This window comes from Thermogemmatispora aurantia (assembly GCF_008974285.1).
Classification (GTDB): domain Bacteria; phylum Chloroflexota; class Ktedonobacteria; order Ktedonobacterales; family Ktedonobacteraceae; genus Thermogemmatispora; species Thermogemmatispora aurantia.
The window spans coordinates 371,363-393,032 of sequence record NZ_BKZV01000001.1; the positions used below are offsets into that span (position 1 = coordinate 371,363).

General features: G+C 59.6%; 18 protein-coding genes and 1 riboswitch. Of the genes, 10 read left to right on the forward strand and 8 right to left on the reverse strand.

Going from position 1 to position 21,670, the window contains the following annotated elements:
- Positions 1-5: 5 nt before the first annotated feature.
- Both KTAU_RS01405 and KTAU_RS01410 read left to right on the forward strand, forming a co-directional pair.
- Positions 6-860, forward strand: coding sequence for an RNA polymerase sigma factor (locus tag KTAU_RS01405; RefSeq protein WP_151726690.1), 855 nt, complete (start codon positions 6-8; stop codon positions 858-860).
- Entirely contained in the window at positions 857-2,764 is a 1,908-nt protein-coding gene (locus KTAU_RS01410) for an anti-sigma factor family protein (RefSeq protein WP_151726691.1), read from the forward strand. Before KTAU_RS01405 ends, KTAU_RS01410 begins: the two co-directional genes overlap by 4 nt.
- A gap of 208 nt (positions 2,765-2,972) precedes the next feature.
- On the opposite strand, the gene KTAU_RS01415 is transcribed toward KTAU_RS01410, so the two are convergent.
- The 6 genes from KTAU_RS01415 to mtnA all read right to left on the reverse strand — a co-directional run bounded on the left by KTAU_RS01415 (position 2,973) and on the right by mtnA (position 10,670).
- Entirely contained in the window at positions 2,973-4,121 is a 1,149-nt protein-coding gene (locus tag KTAU_RS01415) for an acyl-CoA dehydrogenase (protein ID WP_151726692.1), read from the reverse strand.
- A gap of 408 nt (positions 4,122-4,529) precedes the next feature.
- Positions 4,530-5,828, reverse strand: coding sequence for a methionine adenosyltransferase (metK, locus tag KTAU_RS01420; RefSeq protein ID WP_353739777.1), 1,299 nt, complete (start codon positions 5,826-5,828; stop codon positions 4,530-4,532).
- 214 nt (positions 5,829-6,042) lie between these two features.
- Positions 6,043-6,165, reverse strand: a riboswitch (SAM riboswitch).
- A 185-nt stretch (positions 6,166-6,350) separates the two neighbouring features.
- Positions 6,351-7,619, reverse strand: a complete 1,269-nt coding sequence (gene ahcY / locus KTAU_RS01425) for an adenosylhomocysteinase (RefSeq protein WP_151726693.1) — start codon at positions 7,617-7,619, stop codon at positions 6,351-6,353.
- A gap of 145 nt (positions 7,620-7,764) precedes the next feature.
- The gene (locus KTAU_RS01430; RefSeq protein ID WP_151726694.1) at positions 7,765-8,736 is read right to left on the reverse strand and encodes a PfkB family carbohydrate kinase; all 972 of its coding nucleotides are present in this window, start codon (positions 8,734-8,736) and stop codon (positions 7,765-7,767) included.
- A 147-nt stretch (positions 8,737-8,883) separates the two neighbouring features.
- Positions 8,884-9,519 (reverse strand): HD domain-containing protein, encoded by a 636-nt coding sequence (locus KTAU_RS01435; RefSeq protein ID WP_112427924.1) that lies wholly within the window; start codon positions 9,517-9,519, stop codon positions 8,884-8,886.
- Positions 9,519-10,670 (reverse strand): S-methyl-5-thioribose-1-phosphate isomerase, encoded by a 1,152-nt coding sequence (gene mtnA, locus KTAU_RS01440; RefSeq protein WP_151726695.1) that lies wholly within the window; start codon positions 10,668-10,670, stop codon positions 9,519-9,521. Before mtnA ends, KTAU_RS01435 begins: the two co-directional genes overlap by 1 nt.
- 339 nt (positions 10,671-11,009) lie before the next feature.
- Here mtnA and KTAU_RS01445 point away from each other — a divergent pair, with 339 nt between their 5' ends.
- The 8 genes from KTAU_RS01445 to hepT all read left to right on the forward strand — a co-directional run bounded on the left by KTAU_RS01445 (position 11,010) and on the right by hepT (position 18,782).
- Positions 11,010-11,546 (forward strand): RNA polymerase sigma factor, encoded by a 537-nt coding sequence (locus KTAU_RS01445; protein WP_170292971.1) that lies wholly within the window; start codon positions 11,010-11,012, stop codon positions 11,544-11,546.
- A 413-nt stretch (positions 11,547-11,959) separates the two neighbouring features.
- Positions 11,960-12,382, forward strand: a complete 423-nt coding sequence (locus KTAU_RS01450) for a hypothetical protein (protein WP_151726697.1) — start codon at positions 11,960-11,962, stop codon at positions 12,380-12,382.
- 280 nt (positions 12,383-12,662) lie between these two features.
- A complete protein-coding gene (locus KTAU_RS01455) occupies positions 12,663-14,543 on the forward strand; it encodes a sensor histidine kinase (RefSeq protein WP_151726698.1) in 1,881 nt (626 codons plus the stop codon).
- A 96-nt stretch (positions 14,544-14,639) separates the two neighbouring features.
- The gene (locus tag KTAU_RS01460) at positions 14,640-15,047 is read left to right on the forward strand and encodes a response regulator (protein ID WP_151726699.1); all 408 of its coding nucleotides are present in this window, start codon (positions 14,640-14,642) and stop codon (positions 15,045-15,047) included.
- A 35-nt stretch (positions 15,048-15,082) separates the two neighbouring features.
- The gene (locus KTAU_RS01465) at positions 15,083-16,654 is read left to right on the forward strand and encodes a leucyl aminopeptidase (RefSeq protein ID WP_170292972.1); all 1,572 of its coding nucleotides are present in this window, start codon (positions 15,083-15,085) and stop codon (positions 16,652-16,654) included.
- Positions 16,655-16,710: 56 nt separating this feature from the next.
- Positions 16,711-16,962 (forward strand): molybdopterin converting factor subunit 1, encoded by a 252-nt coding sequence (gene moaD / locus KTAU_RS01470; protein ID WP_112427938.1) that lies wholly within the window; start codon positions 16,711-16,713, stop codon positions 16,960-16,962.
- 65 nt (positions 16,963-17,027) lie between these two features.
- The gene (locus KTAU_RS01475; RefSeq protein ID WP_151726701.1) at positions 17,028-17,441 is read left to right on the forward strand and encodes a molybdenum cofactor biosynthesis protein MoaE; all 414 of its coding nucleotides are present in this window, start codon (positions 17,028-17,030) and stop codon (positions 17,439-17,441) included.
- A 501-nt stretch (positions 17,442-17,942) separates the two neighbouring features.
- Positions 17,943-18,782: a type VII toxin-antitoxin system HepT family RNase toxin gene (gene hepT / locus KTAU_RS01480; RefSeq protein ID WP_151726702.1), complete on the forward strand. Its 840-nt coding sequence runs from the start codon at positions 17,943-17,945 to the stop codon at positions 18,780-18,782.
- Positions 18,783-18,956: 174 nt separating this feature from the next.
- On the opposite strand, the gene KTAU_RS01485 is transcribed toward hepT, so the two are convergent.
- The gene (locus KTAU_RS01485) at positions 18,957-20,393 is read right to left on the reverse strand and encodes a tetratricopeptide repeat protein (protein ID WP_151726703.1); all 1,437 of its coding nucleotides are present in this window, start codon (positions 20,391-20,393) and stop codon (positions 18,957-18,959) included.
- Positions 20,394-20,913: 520 nt separating this feature from the next.
- Entirely contained in the window at positions 20,914-21,657 is a 744-nt protein-coding gene (locus KTAU_RS01490) for a GntR family transcriptional regulator (RefSeq protein WP_151726704.1), read from the reverse strand.
- Between the last annotated feature and the right edge of the window lie 13 nt (positions 21,658-21,670).

The following is a 21,670-nucleotide window of genomic DNA, read 5'->3' on the forward strand; positions in this document are numbered from 1 at the left end:
AACCAATGGATACCTCTATCCGTCTCTACACTACGAACGGTGGCTGGCGCTCTATCCTGGATGCCACTCGAGGGAATCAGCCAGAGATGGCCCTGCCTGAAGAGGAACAGGCCGCTCAGCTCGACTCACCCGGGGAAGATACGGATATGGCGGAGCCGGACGAGGAGGCTGAGACAAGCGCTCAGGCCCTCCCCCTCCAGGCAGCAACGACGAGCCAGGGCGAGGCCCGCAGCGTGGATGTGGCGGACTTCGAGGCGATCTTTCAACGCTATCAAACGCCAATTACGAATTTCATCTATCATATGATCGGGAACCGGGAACAGGCTTACGATCTGGCCCAGGACGTCTTTGTGAAAGCTTACCGCGCCTTGCTGGCCGGCACCGTGGTCCGCCCCGGCGCCCTCTCTTCCTGGCTCTATCATATCGCCGAAAATACGGCCATCGATGCGCTCCGCCGCCGCCGCCTGATTTCCTGGTTGCCTCTGTCGCTCTTTAACGACGACCGGGGCATCGGCGCCGGCGTACTCTCAGAGACCGGCAGTACAACGGGTGATGGTTTCTCCGGCAGCGAGGACGGCAGCGAGGGACGCCCAGGCGCCGCTACTATGCTCTATGAGCGGGGAAGCTATGATGGCGGTCGCTTCGAAAGCCGCGTCGCTGAGCACGAGCTGGTCGAGCGCGTGATGAGGCAACTGCCTCCAAAGTACGCCGTCTGCCTATGGCTCTATGAATATCATGGCTTCTCATGCGCAGAAATAGCAGAAATGCTCAATATCAGTCCTTCAGCAGTAAAAATGCGGCTGATGCGCGCAAGAGAGCGCTTTATTAGCCTGTATCGACAAGAGGTGGGGGAAGAGTGAATTGCACAGAGGCGCGGGGTCTTCTCGCGGTCTATCGCGATTTGAAAGAAGCTGAGGCCCAGCCAGCGCTTCAAAATGAAGAGACGCGGGCCACCATACAGGAGCTGGAGCAGCATCTGGAATCCTGTCCAGACTGCCGGCAGACGCAGGCCGACTTCACGCTGGTCGGTGCCCGTCTGCAGCGCCTGCCTGCCATCGAGCCGCCCCCTGAGATGCGCGAGCGGCTGATGCGGGCCTTGGCCGCTGAGCATGCACGTTTTCTGAGGCGTGGCCTGCCTGGTACGCCGCCCCCTCCCGATTTCCTGAAACCCTATATGCAGGAGCAACTAGAGCAGGAGGCGGGACGCGATCCGTTGGCAACGCTCTCAACGGCCAAAACTGGCCCACTGCCGGTTATCCAGACACCGCCGCGAGTGCAGCGGCGCCCGCGCATGCCTCAGCTAGCTGCTCTGGCCGTGGCCGCTACCTTCTTACTGGCTCTACTCACCGGCGGTCTGACCTCTGTGCTGCTGTTAGCTCAGCATTCTTCTGGCTCGATCCCCCCACCGGCTGCCATCAATCATCCCACGAATGTGGTGATGATGCGCTACGCTACCGCTACCATCTACCATAATATCGTCAGCGCTGCCGCCGATGACAACGCCGTCTACTATAGCGCTTTCGACGATAGCACGCCCGCTGGATGGATGCTTTTGCGCCTGGACCGCCAGACTCAGCTCAGTCAGCCGTTGCTGCCCAGCACCCAAAGCAGTCCGCTGATCATCCTGGGCAGCTCCCACAATCGTCTCGTCTGGCTCCAGTACGATCCGCCAGCCGCTGACACACCGGTCGTGCCTTCGGCCAAGAAGAATCAGCACAACAGCTTGCCACGCGATGCTGCGACGGAAGGACTGCGATCCTGGAAGCTCTTCTACGCCGTGGTTGACCCGGCGACCGGCCCCGAGTCGCTGCACGCGCAGCAGCTCTTAAGCGGGGTCTTTAACCCTGCGCTGGCCGCGGGCATCGTGCACACCCCGGTACCAGGTATCTGGTTTCTGGAGAACGGCCTGCTGGTGGCCTCCCTTGACCAGCACGGGCTTTCCCACCTCTGGCTCTATAGCCTGCAGGAGAACGGTCAGGTCGCCAGCCGTAGCGAGCTGGCTTCCGCCCCAGCTGGACACATCTATACCTCGCCGACAGCCACCGCTGATGGCAGTGACATCTTCTGGGCCGATGAGTGGCTCGATAGCGCCGGTCTCCTGCATAGCAATATCTGGACACGACAAGAGATCGAAGTAAGTGCTCCCACACGGGGTCGCTGGCTGCCGCACACGCAGCCACAGACCTGGCTCTTCCGGGCTGATGGCAGCTCGTTCCGCCCCGTGGTAGTAGGCCATACCTTCTTCATGCTGAATACAAACGATGGGCTAGACGGCACCCCCGCCCTGGCCACACCGACACCAGCGGCCAGTCCCAGCCCGCAGCCGGCCTCGCAATCGACGACCTCAACGCTGTCGTTCAACTCCAGCGTCACGCCGATGGCCAACGCCAACATCTACCCGCCCTCGCTGGATTTCCTGATCAGTGGCTCGCTCTATATGCTCTCCCTAGGGCCGACCTCGGATGGCACCTTTAGTCAGTTGAACACCATCAGCCATGTCTCGGCCTTGCAGGGCGGTGCCACCTTCGTCCTCTGGCAGGACGACAACAATACCTATGGCATGTTCGACGTCGAGTCAAACTCATTTGTCCAGGTCGGGTCGGTGCTTAACGGCGCCGCATTTGTGGCCGTCAATGGCAACAGCGCTGTCTGGAGCGATGCCCCTAACCCATTAACCAGCCGCACATCGGCGCCTATAAGCCCACTGGCCACAATCCGCATGTTCAACTGGCCGCTCTCAGCCAGCGGCGGCGGCCACGAGTGAGCCAGTCTGAATCTGAGCAGAACGACAGGGCAGGAGGAGCTTCAAGACAAAGCCGGCCTACCGGGCGGTCAGAGCCTGAGCACACGAGTAGCCCTCAGCCCGCCTAGCCAGATCGACATTGATAACGAGCGGAAAGAGCCTGCAGAGACTCGCAGCAAGTGAGGGAGGTACCGTCTGTCTCCAATGAGACAGGGCCTCCCTCTTTGACTCAGCAACCGAGGTGCTTGGCGATGATCAGGCGTTGCACCTCGCTGGTTCCTTCACCAATTTCATTAACCTTGACGTTCCGCCAATAGCGTGAAACCGGGTACTCATCCATGAAGCCGTAACCACCGTGGATCTGCACCGCCTGATCAGCCGCACGCTTGGCGGTCTCAGAGGCAAAGAGCTTGGCCATCGAGGCCTCAGCGCTATAGGGCTTCCCTTGCATCTGTAACCAGGCTGCCTTATAGTACATCAGCCGAGCCAGCTCAATCTCCATCGCCATATCGGCCAGCTTCATCTGGATGGCCTGAAACTTGCTAATCGGCTGACCAAACTGCCGGCGCTGCTTGGCATAGCTAAGCGCCTCATCCAGGCAGGCTTGAGCCAGACCGACCGAGAGGGCCGCAATGGCCACCCGACCCCCATCGAGAATCTGCATGAACTGTTTGAAACCCTCGCCGCGCTGGCCTAGCACATTTTCCTCGGGCACCTGACAATCTTCAAAGGTGAGGGGACGCGTATCGGAGGCTCGCCAGCCCATTTTACGATAGGGATTGCCAATGATGTAGCCGGGGGTACCACGTGGCACAATGAGATTGGTGATCTCACTGCGACCATCGGGCCGCGTCCCGGTAACTGCCGTAATGGTCACACCGCCACTAATGTCAGTGCCGGCGTTGGTAATGAAAGCCTTGGAGCCGTTGATATGCCAGTGGCCATCACGCAGGACAGCGCGCGTACGGGGATTGCCGGCATCGGAGCCGGCTTCTGGCTCAGTCATCCCAAAGGCCCACAGCTGCTGACCGCTCGCTAACGGCGGCAGGTAGCGCTCCTTCTGCTCTTTCGTCCCGAAGAGATAGAAAGGCATGGCCCCCAGCGAGGTGTGGGCCTCCATAGTAATCGCCACTGCGGCATCGCCACGGGCGATCTCCTCGATCGCAATACAATACGAGAGGAAATCAGCTCCTGCTCCACCATATTCCTCGGGAAACGGCAGCCCCAACAGCCCCAGCTCGCCCATCTTACGGATCAGGTCGTAGGGGAACTCCCCCGTGCGATCCATCTCTTCCGCACGCGGCTTGATCTCCTGCTCGGCGAACTCACGACAGGTATTGCGAATGGCAAGCTGCTCCTCGTTGAGCGAAAAGTCCATCGCAGCGACTCACTTTCCTTTCAGGGTTACTATGATTTGCCGAAGGGTCAGGCCAGAAGCCATGTGGCATACATCATAGCACAAAGCAGGACAAGAGGCGATAGCCTGCTGGCAAGCACCTGCTTGTGAGGCCACCCAAGCTCAGGGGAGCAAGCTGCCAGACCAGAGGAGAGGAAGAGAACGAAGACCAGCGGAAGCGAGAAGCAAGGGGGCAATCACAGCAGAGGCAGATTGTGGGGAAAAGTAAGCATTCGCGTCCCTCCCCTCGCTCGTTCGCGACCTCCCCCTGTGCCGCCACAGCCAGAGGAAGAGACGAAGCCACGCGAGCTTGCTCCCCACAGGCCCCACTGCACCGCCCCCCCAGACAAGTGAGCTTGCAGGCCCAGATCAGCCGTGACAAGGCTGCCTTCAGTTAATCTCGGCAGCCTCGCCAGCGCGCGACTGTGGCGGCTGCTGCGAGGCTGGCGATCCGTCTTCGACGCTGGCACCTACGCTCCGGCGCAAAGCTGGCACCATATCGAGCGCCTCCCAGGGAGCGTCGATATCGGTACGTCCGAAGTGTCCGTAAGCCGCTGTGGGGCGATAAATCGGACGGCGCAGATTCAGCTTCTGAATAATAGCCGCCGGGCGAAGATCAAAATGCTCATTAATGAGCCGGACCAGCTCCTCGTTCGAGACTCGCCCAGTGCCAAAGGTATCGACAAAGAGCGAGAGAGGACGCGCCACCCCGATGGCGTAGGAGATCTGTAGCTCCAGACGATCCGCTAGACCGGCAGCTACTAGATTTTTCGCAATATAGCGGGCCATGTAGGCCGCAGAGCGATCAACCTTGGTGGGATCTTTACCGCTGAAGGCTCCACCACCGTGACGCGCCATACCGCCGTATGTATCGACAATAATCTTGCGCCCCGTCAGACCAGCATCGCCCATCGGTCCCCCAATGACAAAACGGCCTGTAGGATTGACCAGAATGCGCGTCCGCTCATCGAGCAGATGAGATGGAATTACCGGCTTGATCACATACTCCAGGACATCCTGGCGAATCTGTTCCTGATCGACATACTCAGCATGCTGAGTTGAGACCACGACCGTATCAACGCGAACCGGACGCCCATACGCATACTGGACGGTGACCTGGCTCTTGCCATCGGGCCGTAGATAGGGCATTGGCCCATCACCAGCCCACGAGCGTCGTCGCACCTGCGCCAGCTGATGGGTCAATTTGTGGGCCAGACTGATCGGCAACGGCATCAGCTCGGGCGTCTCATTACAGGCAAAGCCGATCATCATACCCTGGTCGCCAGCGCCAATCTGCTCCAGCTCATCATCGGTCAGCACCAGGCCGCTCTTGACTTCAGCCGAACGACTCACCCCCAGATCGATATCAGGGGACTGCTTGCCAATGGAGGTCACCACACCACAGGTGCGATAGTCAAAACCATATTCGGCATTAACATAGCCAACCTGCTCGATCGTCTTGCGCACCACTGCGGGCATATCAACCCAGGCAGAGGTCGTGATCTCACCGGCGATCAGGACCAGACCGGTGGTAGTCGCCGCCTCGCAGGCGACTCGTGCCAGAGGGTCCTGGGCCAGAATGGCGTCGAGGATGGCATCCGAAATCTGGTCGCACAGCTTGTCGGGATGCCCCTCGGTCACCGATTCGCTGGTAAAGAACAACTTTGGGCTGCTCATGAAGCTGCTCATGGTATTGCTCACCGAACACATTCCTCCTGACGAGAAAACTGGCACTCTCTGCCGCTTCTTTTCTCTTTATCTGCCTGCTAATCGAGCAGGTCATTCACACACACTACCTTAAGGAGACAAGCGATGTGGGGATCGATGCAGTGGTTGCAGCGGTGCGTAAGGCACAAAAAGACCCCTGGCAAGCAGGGGTCTAGCAACGTCACCTTGCTTATCCCCCTCATCTTGCGGAACGTTCCGCCGGAATTGGCACCCTTCCTGCTGCGCGGGCAGTGGCCACGGCGGCAGATGGGTTGCCGGGCTTCATCGGGCCGTTTCCCTCCACCTCTCTGGATGAGAGCAGATCTCACGCGAACGTATTCAATTGTAGGTGTGCTGTCTAGTAAGCGGACGCTGGACAAGGCACCACAGATGCTGATGCCTTCTGTCCAGAACAGGTCGGGTTTTTCTCAGTATATCGAAGAATGCTGCTGACTGTCAAGAGAGCGGGCCAGAAGGCCCGAGGCCCCCCCCAATGGCTCAGGCTCAGGTACCCGCCTCCCAGGAATTGAGATACGATTGCTGCTCGGATGTCAGCGTATCGATGGCGACGTTCATAGCTTTCAGCTTGAGGCGTGCGATATCCTGGTCGATCTCCAACGGCAGCGTATAGACCCGCGGCTGCAGCTCGCTGGCATGCTTGAGCATATACTCGGCCCCCAGGGCCTGGTTGGCAAAGCTCATATCCATGACGCTGGCCGGGTGGCCCTCAGCGGCGGCCAGATTGATCAGGCGTCCTTCACCAAGCAAATAGACCTGGCGCCCGTCGGCGTAGGTATACTCATCGACGAAATCGCGGAGACGCCGCTTACGCACGGCCAGCTTCTCCAGCTCGGGAATATTGATCTCATCATTGAAATGACCAGAATTGGCCAGCACGGCCCCGTCCTTGAGACGTTCGAGGTGAGGACGGTCGATTACATTGAGGTTGCCCGTCACAGTGATAAAGATATCGCCGATGGTGGCCGCTTCCAGGGAGGGCAGCACGCGGAAGCCATCCATTACCGCCTCCAGCGCGCGAATTGGGTCGACCTCCGTGACCACGACGTTGGCTCCCAGGCCCCGCGCACGAGCGGCTACACCACGCCCACACCAGCCGTAACCCAGGACGACAATCGTCCGTCCGGCCAGCAGCAGGTTGGTCGCCCGAATGATGCCATCGAGTGTGCTCTGCCCGGTACCGTAGCGATTGTCAAAGAGATGCTTCGTGTTCGACTCGTTGACAGCCAGCACCGGGTACTTGAGCACCCCCTGCTTCTCCATACTGCGCAGGCGGATCACCCCGGTCGTCGTCTCCTCCATCCCACCAATCACCTGCCCGAGCAGCTCGCTGCGGCTACTATGGAGGGTTGAGACCAGGTCGCAGCCATCGTCCATCGTCAACTGCGGGCGATGATCAAGAGCCGCATGGATATGACGATAGTAGGTCTCCTCATCCTCGCCCTTAATGGCAAAGGTTGGAATCCCATATTCGCAGACCAGGGCCGCGGCCACGTCATCCTGTGTCGACAGCGGATTAGAGGCGCAGAGCACCAGATCGGCGCCCCCAGCCTGCAGCGTCAGGGCCAGATTGGCCGTCTCTGTTGTGATATGCAGGCAGCCCGCCATGCGGATACCTTTCAGCGGCTGCTCCCGGCTAAAGCGCTCGCGGATGAGGCGCAGCACGGGCATATCCCTCGCGGCCCATTCGATGCGCTCCTTTCCGCGCGGGGCCAGCGAGCGGTCCTTAACATCTCCCTGTGTCGATGTGGTCATAGACCCTCTTTCCCTTCTTCTCCTGTAGTGTAGTTAGTGATCTTGTGAAAGTTGCTTCTTCGCTCCTGCGCCCGCCTGCGAGCTGCAGATAGCTTCTAGCCAGCTCAGGCCACGGCTCACCTGCAGGCGGGGCATAGCCTTCTACTCAGCCCGCGGTAGAGGTCTCCGACGAGTGCGAAGGTAACCAATTGGGATCAAAGTGCGAGCAGGCCACCAGCGTCTGATAGCGGGCGGCGACATCTGCCAGCGTCAACTGCTGCAGGCGGCGGATACTGAAATCCTCGCAGACAAAGGAACCGAGGATATTGCCGTGCACCACCGCGCGTTTCAGGTCCTCAAAGCGATAGTGGCCATCTGGCCCCGGTTCCACCGTTGACAGGTAGCCCAACAAGCCCCCGGCGAAGGCGTCGCCGGCGCCGGTTGGATCTACCACCTCCTCCAGAGGATAGGCGGGGGCACTAAAATAGCTACCATCCTGACCGAAGAGTAAGGCGCCATAGCTGCCCTGCTTCACAATCACGTACTTCAGGCCCAGGTTGAAGAGCTGGCGGGCTCCGGCCACCACGCTTGAGCAACCGGTGTAGAGGCGCAGCTCCTCCTCACTCATCAACATGATATCGACGCGTTTCATTACTTCTGTGAGCTGAGGACGCGCCGTATTGATCCAGAGATCCATCGAGTCCAAGACAGAGAGACGGACTCGCGGCATGGCATCCAGCACCTCCTGCTGCAGGCCGGGCTGGATGTTAGCCAGGAAGAGCAGTGAGCTATCGCGGTATTCAGGGGGAATGACTGCATGGAAATCAGCGTACACGCCAAGCTGTGTATCAAGCGTGTCGCGCACGTTCATATCGAGATGGTAGCGACCGAACCAGCGGAAAGTGCGACCCTGGCGCACCTGCAAGCCGGCGAGATTGATGGCCCGGCGGCGGAAAAACTCCAGATATTCCTGGGGGAAATCAGTACCGACTACCGCCACTAGATTGACTGGGCTATAGAGGGAAGCCGCCGTTGAGAAATAGGAAGCGGCCCCCCCGAGCACTTCTTCGACTTTGGCGAAGGGAGTCTCAACCGTATCCAGGGCCACCGAGCCGACAACGAGGATAGACGACGACACGTCCTCACAACCTCCATGCGAGAAAGAAATCAGTCTTTGGCTGACGAGCACCAGTACACCGGCGAGCTAGCGGTGGAGAGAGAAACCTGCTGTGGTGCTCGTCCACCAACCAGTCAGCCCCAATTAGAAAGAGTGGGCAAGCGTCGCTCAGACAGGTGTGGCCCCGCTCAGATGCTCAATGACCCCATCCAGGAAGGCCAGGGTCTTTCCGAACTTATCACGGGCCAGCTCGCGAGCAGGGGCCGTATTGAGCGACTGGTACAGCTCCACAAAGCGCTCCTCAATGTGGCGCAGGATCGCCGCCAGCACCTCACTGGTCACCGCTCGATTGGGATAGCGCGCGCCGAACTCGATGAGCGAAGTCACCACGGCCAGCCCACTGAGGCGCCCCAGCTTATCGGCATCGTAGAGGATGCGCGTCTCCAGAGGAACCTTGCGACGCTGCTCGGCGGGCACCACCGTTGTATGGGCCAGAATGATCTGTTCCACCTTGCGAATGCGCTCCTCGGGGACATCCAGCTCGCGCAAGAAATCGACGGCCAGCTCAGCAGACTTGATATGGTGGTCCTGAAAGCCATAGGTGGCCGTCGAGATATCATGCAGATAGGCGGCGATCGTCAGCGCCTCCATATCCAAATGAGCGGCCTCCTCATCCCCCCGAGCCTCCAGATCCAGCGCAAGCATCTTACAGTTTGCCACAACGGCGCTGACGTAGCGAAAACCTTCCTTGCCCAGCGTCTCCTCAGCATGCTGGGCCACAGCCTGCACAACGTCTGTCTCCATTACCTCTCTGCCTGCTTCTCGATAGGATGATGGTCATCTGCACAGAGGCCGCGCAGGGCTACGCTGTACGGAGCGCGCGCAACCCCTCTCTCGGTAATAATAGCACTTATATATGTATGAGGGGTCACATCAAAGGCCGGATTGGCTACAGAGATACCGTCGGGAGCGATGGAGACGCCACGGATAGCCGTGACCTCACGCGGGTCACGCTGCTCAAGAGGAATCTCCTCCCCGGAAGGCAAATCGAGATCGATCGTAGAACAAGGAGCGACCACGTAGAAAGGAATACCATGCGCTTGAGCCAGTACTGCCAGACTATAGGTTCCAATCTTGTTGGCGACATCGCCATTGGCTGCAATGCGGTCAGCTCCCACAAAGACGGCGGCGATCTGGCCCCGACGCATGAAATAGCCGGCCATATTGTCGGTGATCAGTGTGAAAGGCACACCCTCCTGCTGCAGCTCCCAGGCAGTGAGGCGCGCCCCCTGGAGCACCGGGCGCGTTTCGTCGACAAAGACATGAATGCGCTTGCCCGCCCGATGGGCCAGATACATCGGCGCCAGAGCCGTGCCCCAGCCCGCAGTGGCCAGAATTCCCGTGTTACAATGGGTCAGCAGCTGATCTCCATCGGCAATTAGAGCCTCGCCATAGCGGCCCATGCACAGACAGGCCGCCCGATCTTCCGCTGCAATGGCCTGCGCCTCTTCCAAGAGCCGGCGCCCCAAATCCCCAGGACGGCACCCAGCCCCGGCCAGCTGCCGAGCACATCCAAGCAAACGACGAATGGCCCAGCTGAGATTGACCGCGGTGGGGCGGGTGGCAGCAAGCAAGACTCCAGCCTCCTCCAGTCTGGCCAGAACCTCGGCGAGACTAGCCTCGTCCCCCCGCTCTGCCAGCAGACGCCTGAGCGCTAAGACCAGGCCAAAGGCCGCCGCCATGCCAATGGCAGGCGCACCCCGCACCTTCAAGGTTTTAATTGCCTCTGCTACCTGCCGCTCATCTTCTAGCCGACTGTACACTACCTGCTGCGGCAAGAGCGTCTGGTCCAGTAACATCAGGGCACAGCCCCGCTCGTCTTCCTGCCACCAGAGAGGACGGACACGCTGCACCGGCTCAGATCCATGCTCTAGCCCCCCTGCAACCGTGGACATGCTCTCTTCTCTTCCTTCCTTCGTTAGCTAGCTTTGTGGAGATCGAACTCTCTTCCAATGGCTGATTCCTGCTGCTGTTATGGTATCATAATTGCCCCTCGCTGGCAAAAGAGGCCGCCCCCCAAATAGTACTAACATAAACAGAACCGTTTTCAACGAACCCGCTCAATATGCTAACATGATAAACAGCATACGAGAGCAGCAGTGTGAATAGCGCAATGCTACTAAGGTGTAGGTTTCCCGTTCCTCCCCCATGCTTGACCCTGCCCCGGCAGGCTCTGGCTATGAGCGAGGGACAACGAGATTCTAGCTATAGTCAACATCGAAGGGATGTCGCGCATGGCTAGGGCGGAAACGAAAGAGAGGACCTGGTCTTTCGATCAGATCTACGACGAGTATAAAACATCTATTTATAATTATGTGTACCATCTGGTAGGCGATCGCGAGCAGGCCGATGACCTGACTCAGGATACCTTCCTGAAGGCGTTCCGCGCTCTGCCGAAGATGGACAGCAATCTCAAGGTGTCGGCCTGGCTCTATCGCATTGCGACCAATACGGCTTACGACGCTCTGCGCCGTAAGAAGCTGATCGCCTGGCTTCCCTGGCAGGATCTCGATCACGAGCCAGCCGATGTAGAGAGCGCTGATCCACAGGAGGTCTATACGACGACTGAGCTGGTGCGCGCCGCCCTGCGACGTATGCCCCAGCAATATCGGGCTGCCTTGCTGCTCTATACTCAGGAAGGGTTCTCTTACAGTGAGATCGCTCAGGCCCTCAACATCGCCGAGAGCGGCGTGAAGATGTATCTGTCACGCGCGCGTCAGTCGTTCCGGGAACACTATAAGGCGTTAGAGCGAGGGGCCGGCTCTAAGTAACTCCGCCGCAGGAAAGTGATGATCCGGCACTGTCAGCCAGGCAGGGAAGGGCGCATCACTCCACACGATGTTCTTGCCCTTCTGTCTCCTTGGCCATCGCTGGCATCCCTTGCCCTGCCGCTGCTCTCACTGTTGGCGCTATTCATGGCGGGATGCTCTCTTCGTCCACCTGTCTCCCTGCGTCATCCTGCCCTGCGGCATTACCGGCAGCCCTCGCTCGCCTCTTTTGCTGTCCGCTGGCCTCTTTCCTCTCACCGTCCTCCGCCGCAGCCTGCTATAGACGACTGTAGCCTACGCCAACCAGCCTTCTACCTAGGCGTTACGAGTATAATGTAGTAGTGGTGGGTCCCAGGCACTTCTCAAGAACCAGGGGCGGATTCGCAGTGCGAACTGAATAGGTTAGGAGGGATGTCATGCTACGAGCTTGGGGTCTCAGTAAATATTTGAAGCATGCCGCGACACGCGCCGCACCGATCTTGCTGACCTCGCCTGCCGCTGCTTCTTCCTCGAGGCTGGAGCGCGCCGCTGCCGCGGACACGGCGATGCGAGGTGAGCTGCACTCCGATGTCTATTTTCGTGCGCTTCCCGAGGCGGCCAGGCCCGAAATTATTTCTCAGCTCGATCGCCGCGAACGCCTGGTCTTTCTGCTGCTGAATGGGAAACGAAGCCTGAGCGAGATCGCTCGCCTCGTCCACCGCGATGAGCAAGATGTGGCCTGTACTGTGGCTCGCTTGCTCCGCAGCGGCTATGTAGAGCATATCGAGGATGATACCGCCCCAGCCAGAGCTGGCACACCGGTCACCCCGCTAACACAGGCTCCCTCTCATCCGTTATAATAAAGGAGCCTGAAAGGAGGGCGGGGCGTGGGCAGGTAGGTCCACTTGCAAGTGACGGTCAGCAAAACAAGCAGAACAGGACCACTCATGGTCTTGCCGGCCTGGACGTCCTTCTGATTGATGAGGGGCTGCAGCCTCCCTTCAGTGGAGCTGACTGCCACCTCGTCGTGCTGCTCATGTCGCTGGTGCTGGCCAGGCCAGCACCAGCTCTTCTGCCGGCGCGGTCCGTGGAGGGGAGGACCCCGCCCTCCCCTTATCTATTGCTGAGGCTTGTGCTCGCATGCGTGCGATGGTGCATTCTTTGGGCGCTAAACTGATTCTGGCGGCGGGCTTGATCTGCCTCCTTTGCCTGAGCCTGTTCCTGGCCCTGAGCTGGCCTCTGCTCTCCTATTTCTCAGCTCATCAGACGGCTTTGCCCCATGTCTGGCTGGCACTTGCTTCTTTGCTGCTCTTTACCTGCGCCCCGGGCTTCCTACTCCTCAGCATTGTGGTTCGCCAGCTCATCAGTCGCCCTCTCTCTCAGCTACTGAGCCGGGCAGAACAGGGGCTACACCTGCCACTCTCACTGCCTCCTCGCACGCCTTCCGCCACGCCGTCAGGGTCCCCCTCGACTTTGTCTCCAGGCGACGAGTTAGGAGCGCTCTCTCAGGCTTTTCAGCAGCTCGCCTCGGCCCTGGCGCATCAGGATGCTGAAAGTCGCTTACTGACACGCCAGCTGAGCGACCTGCTGAGCATGAGCGATGCCCTGATTTCAACGCTCAATCTGGAGCATCTCCTAGCCGAGATCGTTGCTCGCCTCGGGGTCATTATGCAGGTGCGCCAGGTCTCGCTCTTGCTCTATGGGCGGGATCAGCCCGCCCCGTGGGCGGTGGCTTTGTGGAGCAACGATCCCCCGCGCAGCGAGCCTTTGACTGGCGAGACGTCGCGTCAGGGTCAGGTACGCGTCTATACTGACCCACGCGCTGATATCACGCTGGCAGCTACTACGAAAATGGCGGCGCTACCACGCCCGACACCCCCGGCCCCCCGGCGGCGAGTGATCCGTCCACCACGCCTGCAGGCCGCCGTTGCTCGCGTGGAGCCTCCTCACCCCCGCATCCCTCATGAGGCGCTCCGCGAGCTGGATCTGTTGCTTGCTCGTATGGCTATGCAGAAACAGAAAATCGCCTATGGAGAGGACGTGCAGGCTATCTACCAGGAGCGCCAGGAGCGCTGGGCGCGGCTGGCGCTAGAGGCTGGCTATGGGGCGGTGATCGCCACACCCCTGCTGCTGCAAGACGAGACGATCGGGGCGATTATGCTCTACTCCGAGCGTCCCTACCAACTGACTCAGCGCGATACCTTCCTGTTGAGCACGGCGGCCATCCAGGCCGCCATGGCCATTCAGGATGCCCTGCTCTTCGCCGAGGTCAAGGAGAAGAATGTCGCCCTGGAACGCGCGAATCAGTTGAAGTCACAGTTCCTGGCCACGGTCACCCACGAGCTACGCGCTCCCCTGCACAGTATTATCAGCTATGGCTCGTTGCTGGTAGATGGCTTTGTCGAGGGAACGCTGACGCCGGAGCAGGAAGAGCATATCCGCTTCATGATCCGCCGGGCCGAGGATCTCTCGCACCTGGTTGATGACATGCTTGATCTCTCGAAGATCGAGGCCGACCGCCTGGAGGTGCGCCTTGAGCCATTGGCTATTGAGGGCTGCTTGCGCGAGGTGGTGGATCAACTGAGGCCCTTGGCTTTCGCCCGCGATTTGACCTTGCAGCTGGAGCTGCCCGAGGAGCTGCCGCGGGTTCTGGCCGATAGTTATCGCCTGCGCCAGGTCTTGGTCAATATGGTCTCGAACGCCATTAAGTTCACCGAGCGCGGCGGCATTACGATCCGTTGCAGTCTCCTGGAACGCTATGATATGCTGCGTATTGCTGTGCATGATAGCGGGATCGGTATCTCGCCGGCAGCGCTGGAATACATCTTCGAAGCATTCCGCCAGGCCGATAGTAGCACAGCGCGCAAGTTTGGAGGCACTGGCCTGGGCCTGACCATTGCCCGCAAGCTCGTAGAGCTGCAGGGTGGTGAGGTCTTCGTGGAAAGTATGCCGGGGCGCGGCTCGATTTTTTCTTTTGTACTTCCCCTGGCAGCCAGCCCGAAGCTCCAGAGCCGCTCATGAGTCCGCACGAGCAGTCAGGTCAATGCTGTCTGCTCCGCCCACGCCAGCCACATCTAGTTTCTCCAAGACGAGCATCTAGGATGACAGTGACGGTCGATGACGATGGATACCGGTGCATCTTCCACAGGACGTGAAGCCACAATTCTGATTATCGAGAATGACCCTTCTGACCGCCTTCTGCTAGAGAAGGTCCTCTCTTCCCGCGGCTACCGCTGCCTTTCAGTGACGCATGGCCGCGAAGCGCTGGACCTGCTGGAGCGGGTGCAGGTCAATTTGATCCTCACGGACCTGCTGATGCCCGTCCTCGACGGGCAGCGCACGGCTCAATTGATCCGCTCCCGCCCGGGCATGGAGAGAGTGCCAATCGTGGCTGTCACGGCCTACCCTCCCGATGAGGCCCGCAGCTCTGGTCCCAGTGGCTACGATGAGTACTTATTGAAGCCCTTTAAGCCGCGTCAGTTGTTGGATCTGGTTGAGCGCTTGCTAGATTCCTGGGCCTCATAAGATGTTGACTTTTGTGCAAAGGAGCCAGTGAGATTGTGGAGACTGTAGAACTCGATCTTCGGCTGACTAATGAGTCTGTCACAGAGATTGCCTGCGATGCGCTCGTGGTGAGCGCAGGTCGTCCCCGTGGGAGCGAGCAGGCCCGTCTGAGTGCCCCTGGACAACTGGTGGATGCCCGTCTGGAGGGCCTGCTGCTGGAAAGCTGCACCCGCGGCGAGATCAAAGGCTACAGCGGGGAGATTACGACTTTCTATGCGCCGGGCAAGTTAGCCGCCAGGCGTGTGATTGTGCTCGGGCTTGGCGATCTGGAGCGCGATGCAACGCGGACCCTGCGTCGGGCCTGCGCAACCCTGGCCCGCCAGCTCCAGGAGAAAGGCGCGCGGCGTGTGGTTCTGGCCATCGATGTAACCAGCCTTCAGCCCGCACCAGGCTCGCCGCAGGCATTGACAACGCTGGCAGCCCTGCAAGCCCAGGTAGAAGGCTTCCTTCTCGGACTCTACCGCTTCAGTCGCTATCGTAGCGATGGAGGGAGAGAGTACGAATCGGCGATCCGCGAGCTGCTGTTGCAGGTTGGGCTAGCGCAGAGAGCTTACGATAGCAGCACGCTTGAGGCTGCCCTTCAACGGGGTCGCATTTTGGCCGAGGCGACCAACTTCGCGCGCGATCTGGTTAACGAGCCCCCCAATATTCTGACGCCCGGCGAGCTGGCGCGCCGCGCCCGCAGCATGGCCGAAACATGGGGCCTGGCCTATGAGGTGCTGGAACGTCCCCAGATGGAAGAGCTGGGCATGGGGGGCTTGCTGGCCGTCTCGCGCGGGAGCAGTGAACCGCCCTACCTGGCTATTCTGCGCTATCGCGGCGCGCCAGAGCAGGCGGGTGGCCTGGCTCTGGTCGGCAAAGGGATCACTTTCGATAGCGGCGGCCTCTCTTTGAAAAGCGCCGATGGTATGGTGACCATGAAGGGCGATATGGCCGGAGCCGCCGCCGTGTTGGGGGCGATCCAGGCAATCGCTCGCCTTAAACCAGCCCTGAATGTGACGGCCTTCGTTCCTACCAGCGAGAATATGCCTGATGGGCACTCTTACCGACCAGGCGATATCTTGCGTATCATGAACGGCAAGACCATTGAAATCGTCAATACGGATGCAGAGGGAAGGCTTATCCTGGCCGATGCCATGTCCTACGCTGCGCGCGAGGGACTGACCCCAATCATCGATGTCGCGACGCTCACCGGCGGCATCGTGGTGGCCCTAGGACATGTCTACACGGGTCTCTTCAGCAATGATACGCGTTTGAGCGAAGAACTTATTGCCGCGGGCGAGGCTGTGGGAGAGAAGCTGTGGCGTCTACCACTGGACGATGAGTACGGCGAGCAGATTAAGAGTGAGGTGGCAGATATCAAGCAGACAGGGGGACGTCCCGCCTCCTCGATTACTGCCGCCAAGGTCCTGGAACACTTCGCCGGTTCGGCAGCCTGGGCGCATCTGGACATCGCCGGCACGAGCTTTGTGGACAGCCCCAAGCCTTATCAAGAGAAGGGAGCCACGGGGGTCGCGGTGCGAACGTTGGCCGAGTTCATCATGCGGCGTGCCGCTGCTCAAAGCTGAGCTGAACAGCTGTGCCTGGCTGTACAGTCGCGTGAACAGCGTGATATACTCTTGGCATGAAGATCCGTGTACGCTACTTTGCGGGATTGCGCGAGATCGTGGGTCAGGATGCCGAGACTCTGACGGTGCCCGAGGGGACCGACGTCGCTGGAGCACGGGCCTTGCTTAGTGCTCGCCATTCCCGCTTGCAGCCAATCCTGGAGCGCTCGCTGTGCGCAGTGAATCGCGAATATGTCCCCGCGGACCGGGTGCTGCAGGAAGACGATGAGCTAGTCTTTATTCCACCGCTCGGGGGTGGGGCAGCCTGAGGCTGCCAGCGAGCAGCCAACCCACCCCCGGACAGGGGAGAGTTTCTACCTGGCAGGATGGGCCTATGGAGCCGGTGATTCAGATTACGCGCGAGCCGCTGAATCGCGAGGCGCTGCTGGCCGCAGTGGCCGCGCCCGAGATTGGCGGCATTGTCATTTTTGAGGGAGTAGTGCGCAACCACGCACGCGGCAAACAGATCCGCTATCTGGAGTACGATGCCTACCCTGAGATGGCCGAGCAGCAGATTCGGCGCATTGTGGAGGAGGCCCGCCAACGCTGGGGGGCAGAGCGGGTAGCAGTCGCTCACCGCCTTGGCCGCGTGGAGATTGGCGAGGCCAGCGTGATTATCGTGGTCGCAACGCCACACCGCGCCGAAGCCTTTGAAGCCTGCCGCTACATCATTGATACGCTCAAGACCACCGTTCCAATCTGGAAGAAAGAGGTCAGCCTCGACGGAGAAGCCTGGGTAGAGGGCTAACTAAGCTGAGTTGAGCGGCGGTGCATGTCGACAGGCCCAGAGCGGAGGGAGCTGTCCAGGCTGGTGTGGCGTGATCCTGCTCCAGGCCATGCCTGGCTGGACAACCAGCCCCAAGACCAGTTTTAGACCAGTCAGCTAACCAGGAAACATGCTCCTGATCCTTTCGCGCTGCTGAGTATCTCCTCCGACTTCGCCTTCATTCCTTCCTGTTGAGGAGAGCGAGATCAGGAACAGCCCATCAGTGAGTGGGGCAGGCTAGTCTCTCTGTCAGCTGAGCAGGAGCGCAGAGGTCAGGAGGCCATCCCAGGCTCATTTCTATGGTAGAATATTACATAACAATAGAAGAGAGAGGAAAGCGCCTCTCTTCTCACCAGACTGTTGCATACAGGCAAAGGACTGGCAGAAAAGCACCCCCGGTCTCTCAACGGATGGGGGATACTCCTTGAAGCCTTCTGCTACTGTCTCCCGACAGTCCTCAAGGAGTTTGATCGGAGGCTGCTGATGAATCTCTTTGAGAAGCAGGCACAGCTTCACCAATTCTTCGCCCAGAATCCCGTCAATGCCGCGTATCTGACAGGCGTACTGAAGGGACGCACGACCTTTGGGGAACTGAGCGATATCGATATTGCCATTCTCCTGATGGACCAGGTGCGCTCGGATCAGTTCCTCGACTATCAGCTTTACTTTTTCAGCGAGCTGGCCAGGCGCCTGGAGACCGAGAATATTGATGTCATGATCCTGAATCAGGCCTCGTTGCTGCTCAAGCTGCAAGTGATCAAGTATGGCCAGGTTCTCTACAGTCGCGATGAGAAGCGTCGCATCATGTTTGAGACCAAGGCGGTCATGGACTATCTGGACTTCAAGCGCTTTGACGAAATTCAGAATCAGGCCCTGAGCCGCCGCCTGCAGCAGCAACTGCTGCCGATAGATAAGGACCTGGTACAGCGTCATTTGCAGCAGCTGAGCGAGGCTATCGGCATTTTGCGCGGCCTGGGGGAGACGCAGCGCGAGGAGTTCACCAGCGATTACCGTATCTATGGCCTGGCAGAGCGCTACCTTCAGCTTGCCATTGAAGCCTGCCTGCAGATCTGCAGCATCCTGGTCGCTTCTTTCGGCCTGCGCCGACCCGAGGACTACCATGAACTACTGAGCATCGTGGCAGCCCAGCAGCTGATTCCCAAGACGCTCGCCTATCGCCTGGAGGTTCTGACAAACCTGCGCGATGCCCTGATCCGCGATCCCAGCACACTGAACCGCGATCTGCTCTATGACCACATCCGACAGCGCCTGGCTGACCTGGAGAGCTTCGCCGAGACGATCAAAGGTCGCCTGGAACCGTAGCGGCGCAGCGAACCGCGGGCGGAGCAGACCGGAGCAACCCGTTCCCAAGGGAACGGGTCCGTCGTAATGGGCGGCGCGTTGCACCGCGCTGCACCGTGCCGCACCGCGCCGCTTCTCTCCCTTCCTGCCTGCCTGAACGGTGCTGAGCGAGGAAAGAACGAGACCAGCCAGGGGCTAGAGGGCCTCACTGGCCTGACGCAGTTCGCTTGCCTGAGCAAGGATTTCGCGAGCCTCGTCGGGTCGCCCCATCTCCTGGTAGATCTGAGCCAGGGTCTCATAAGCCAGCACCAGCGAGGGGTCCAGAGCTATGGCCTGTCGGGCCATCTCAACCGCCTCATTGTAGCGTTTGACCTCGCGATAGGTATCAGCCAGGTCATTGTAGTAGTCAGCATTGAGGGGATCGGATTCGATGGCATTCTCGTAGTTCTCGATGGCCTCCTGATAGCGTCCGAGGGCGTCGTAGGCGGTAGCCAGCTGATAGTATCCCTCTGCGTCATCTTCGAAGCGCCGGAGAAGCTCACTGGCCGCTGCGATGGCTTCTTCATAGCGGCCCAGAGCGTTGTAGGCATCGGCGAGGCCGGCATAGGCCGCTGCCAGCTCTTCCTCCTGCAGATCATCGGCGGCAGCGATCAGCTCCTGATAGGCGCTGGCAGCCTCTTCATAGCGCTCAGCTTCCATACAGGTCTCTGCCAGGCCGAAGCGGGCGCTTTGAAGCTGAGGATCAAGTTCCAGGGCGCGACGATAGGCCTGCAGCGCGGCCTCTGTCTGCCCTTGCAGTGAGCGCCAGTATGCAAGCCGTTCCCAGGCAGTAGCATCTTCTGGGGCCAGGCTCACAATACGCTCATACGTTTGGGCAGCTTGATCACGCTCGCCCATCTGTTCATAGACCTGGGCCAACACATCGTAAGCTGCCCGATCGTCGGGCGCCAGGGCCAGCATCTGGTTAGCGACCGAGAGGGCCTCATCGTAGCGCCGCATGTCGAGGTAGATGGCGGCCAGCTCACCGTAGTGGGCGGGATCAGCAGGGTTCTCATCGATCTCCGCCTCCTGAGCCATGAGCCGACGTAGCTGGTCATTGATGCGCCCACGCACGTCGCGCAGGTTTGCAGAGGCCACAGGGTGATCAGGATTGAGGATGAGCGCCTGCCGATAGGCCTGTACCGCATCCTGATAGAGGTTTTGAAGGCGGTAGGTATCGCCCAGGCTGACATAGAGTTCATCGTTCTCAGGATCGATCTCCAGAGCCTGCTGGAAGGTCTCGATAGCCTCCTCATAGAGACCCAGCTCGCTATAAAGATGGCCCAGGTTAACATAGGCCTCAATCAGACCAGGATCAAGATCGATGGCGCGTCGATAGCCGGCAATGGCCAGCTCTCGATCACCGAGATATTGCTGTGCTAAGGCAAGGTTGTAGCGCGAGCGGGCACTGTCGGGATTGGCAGCCACCGCTCGCTCAAAAGCGGCCACCGCCTGCTCATAGTCACCGGCGCGCGCCGCCTCGTTGCCGCGATCGGTCCACTCCTGCTCCTCACGACGGCGAACATCCGCCGTGCCGTTCTGAGCAGCAGCCCCCGACACAGCAGCCCCTTCTCTTTCTGGTATGTCTTCCATCAGTAGCTACCCTTCTTAATTGCTCATCAGAGTGTGCTTGACTAACAGTGGTCAACAGGTAAGGTTCTACGCAAAAGCACGTCCCGGCCTAGTATAACATGCTGCCAGGGCTTCTTCTAGTCTGTTCCTGGAGGCCAGGCGAAGAGAAGAAAGTCCAGACAGGAAGATCAGCAGTATCTTAGCAAAAGCAGATCAACACGTGTATATGATAATAAGGAGCAGACTCTCTTAAACAAGGCAGGCCGGTCTTGCTGGCACCGGAGCCAGGACACTCCTCTGCAGTACCCTCAGCCAGACAAGGCCGGCCCGCTCTGTGTGCAGATCGTCTTTCAGGGTAGTCAGGCAGTCAACATAGGAGAGCTGACAGCGGGTGCGCGCTGTCTCGTTAGCCAGCACCGAGCGAGGCAGGCGAGGAAAGCAGGGCGCTGGCTCTGCTCTCCCTAGATGCGAGAGTTGCAGCAGAATTCGCTCACCAACCACCTCCACAGGCGGGTGATCGCCAAAGCCGGCAACCTCTCATTTAGGACTTGGCGACACGCAATGTTACCATATATTCATAACGAGATCCTGGATAGAATACTTCACTATAGGCGATAGGTGAGCCGGTTTGATCGAAAGTGGTGCACGTGACGCGCAAACCGGGTTCGTCCGGGGGAATGCGAAGGAGTTCGGCCTCGCGCGCCGAAGGCAGGGCAGCTTTCACATTCTGCTCGGCGATATAGGGGGTCAGGCCCTCCGAGGCCATCATACTATAGAGTGAGCCTTCACCCAGTTCCTTGGCCCGCTGATAGATGCCCGTAGCCCGCGGATATGGCAGATAATCGACCTCGTAAGCGATCGGCACCTCATCGGCAGTCCGTACACGCACCAGACGAATCGCCTGCTCTTCATCGAGGAGGCGCAGGCGCTCGCGCACCGTTTCAGAGCCGCGAACCAGCTCACTAACGAGCAGCAACCCACCCGGGCGCTTGCCCCGGCGGCGGATGTCTTCGCTCAGGCTGGTCAGCTCACTGAGCGTCTGCTGCACGCGCGGCTCACAGACAAAGGTCCCTTTGCCATGTTGACGATACAACAGGCCCTCATGGACGAGTTCGGTCAGAGCCTGCCGCACCGTGGCGCGACTGACGCGGTAGCGCGCCACCAGCTCCGGCTCGGACGGGATAGCAGTATGTGGGGCTAGATGCCCGGCGCGGATCTGCTGCTTGAGCACCTCTTTGAGCTGGTAATAGAGCGGCAGCGGGTTCGAACGTTCCAACATTGGCATAATATACAGTCCC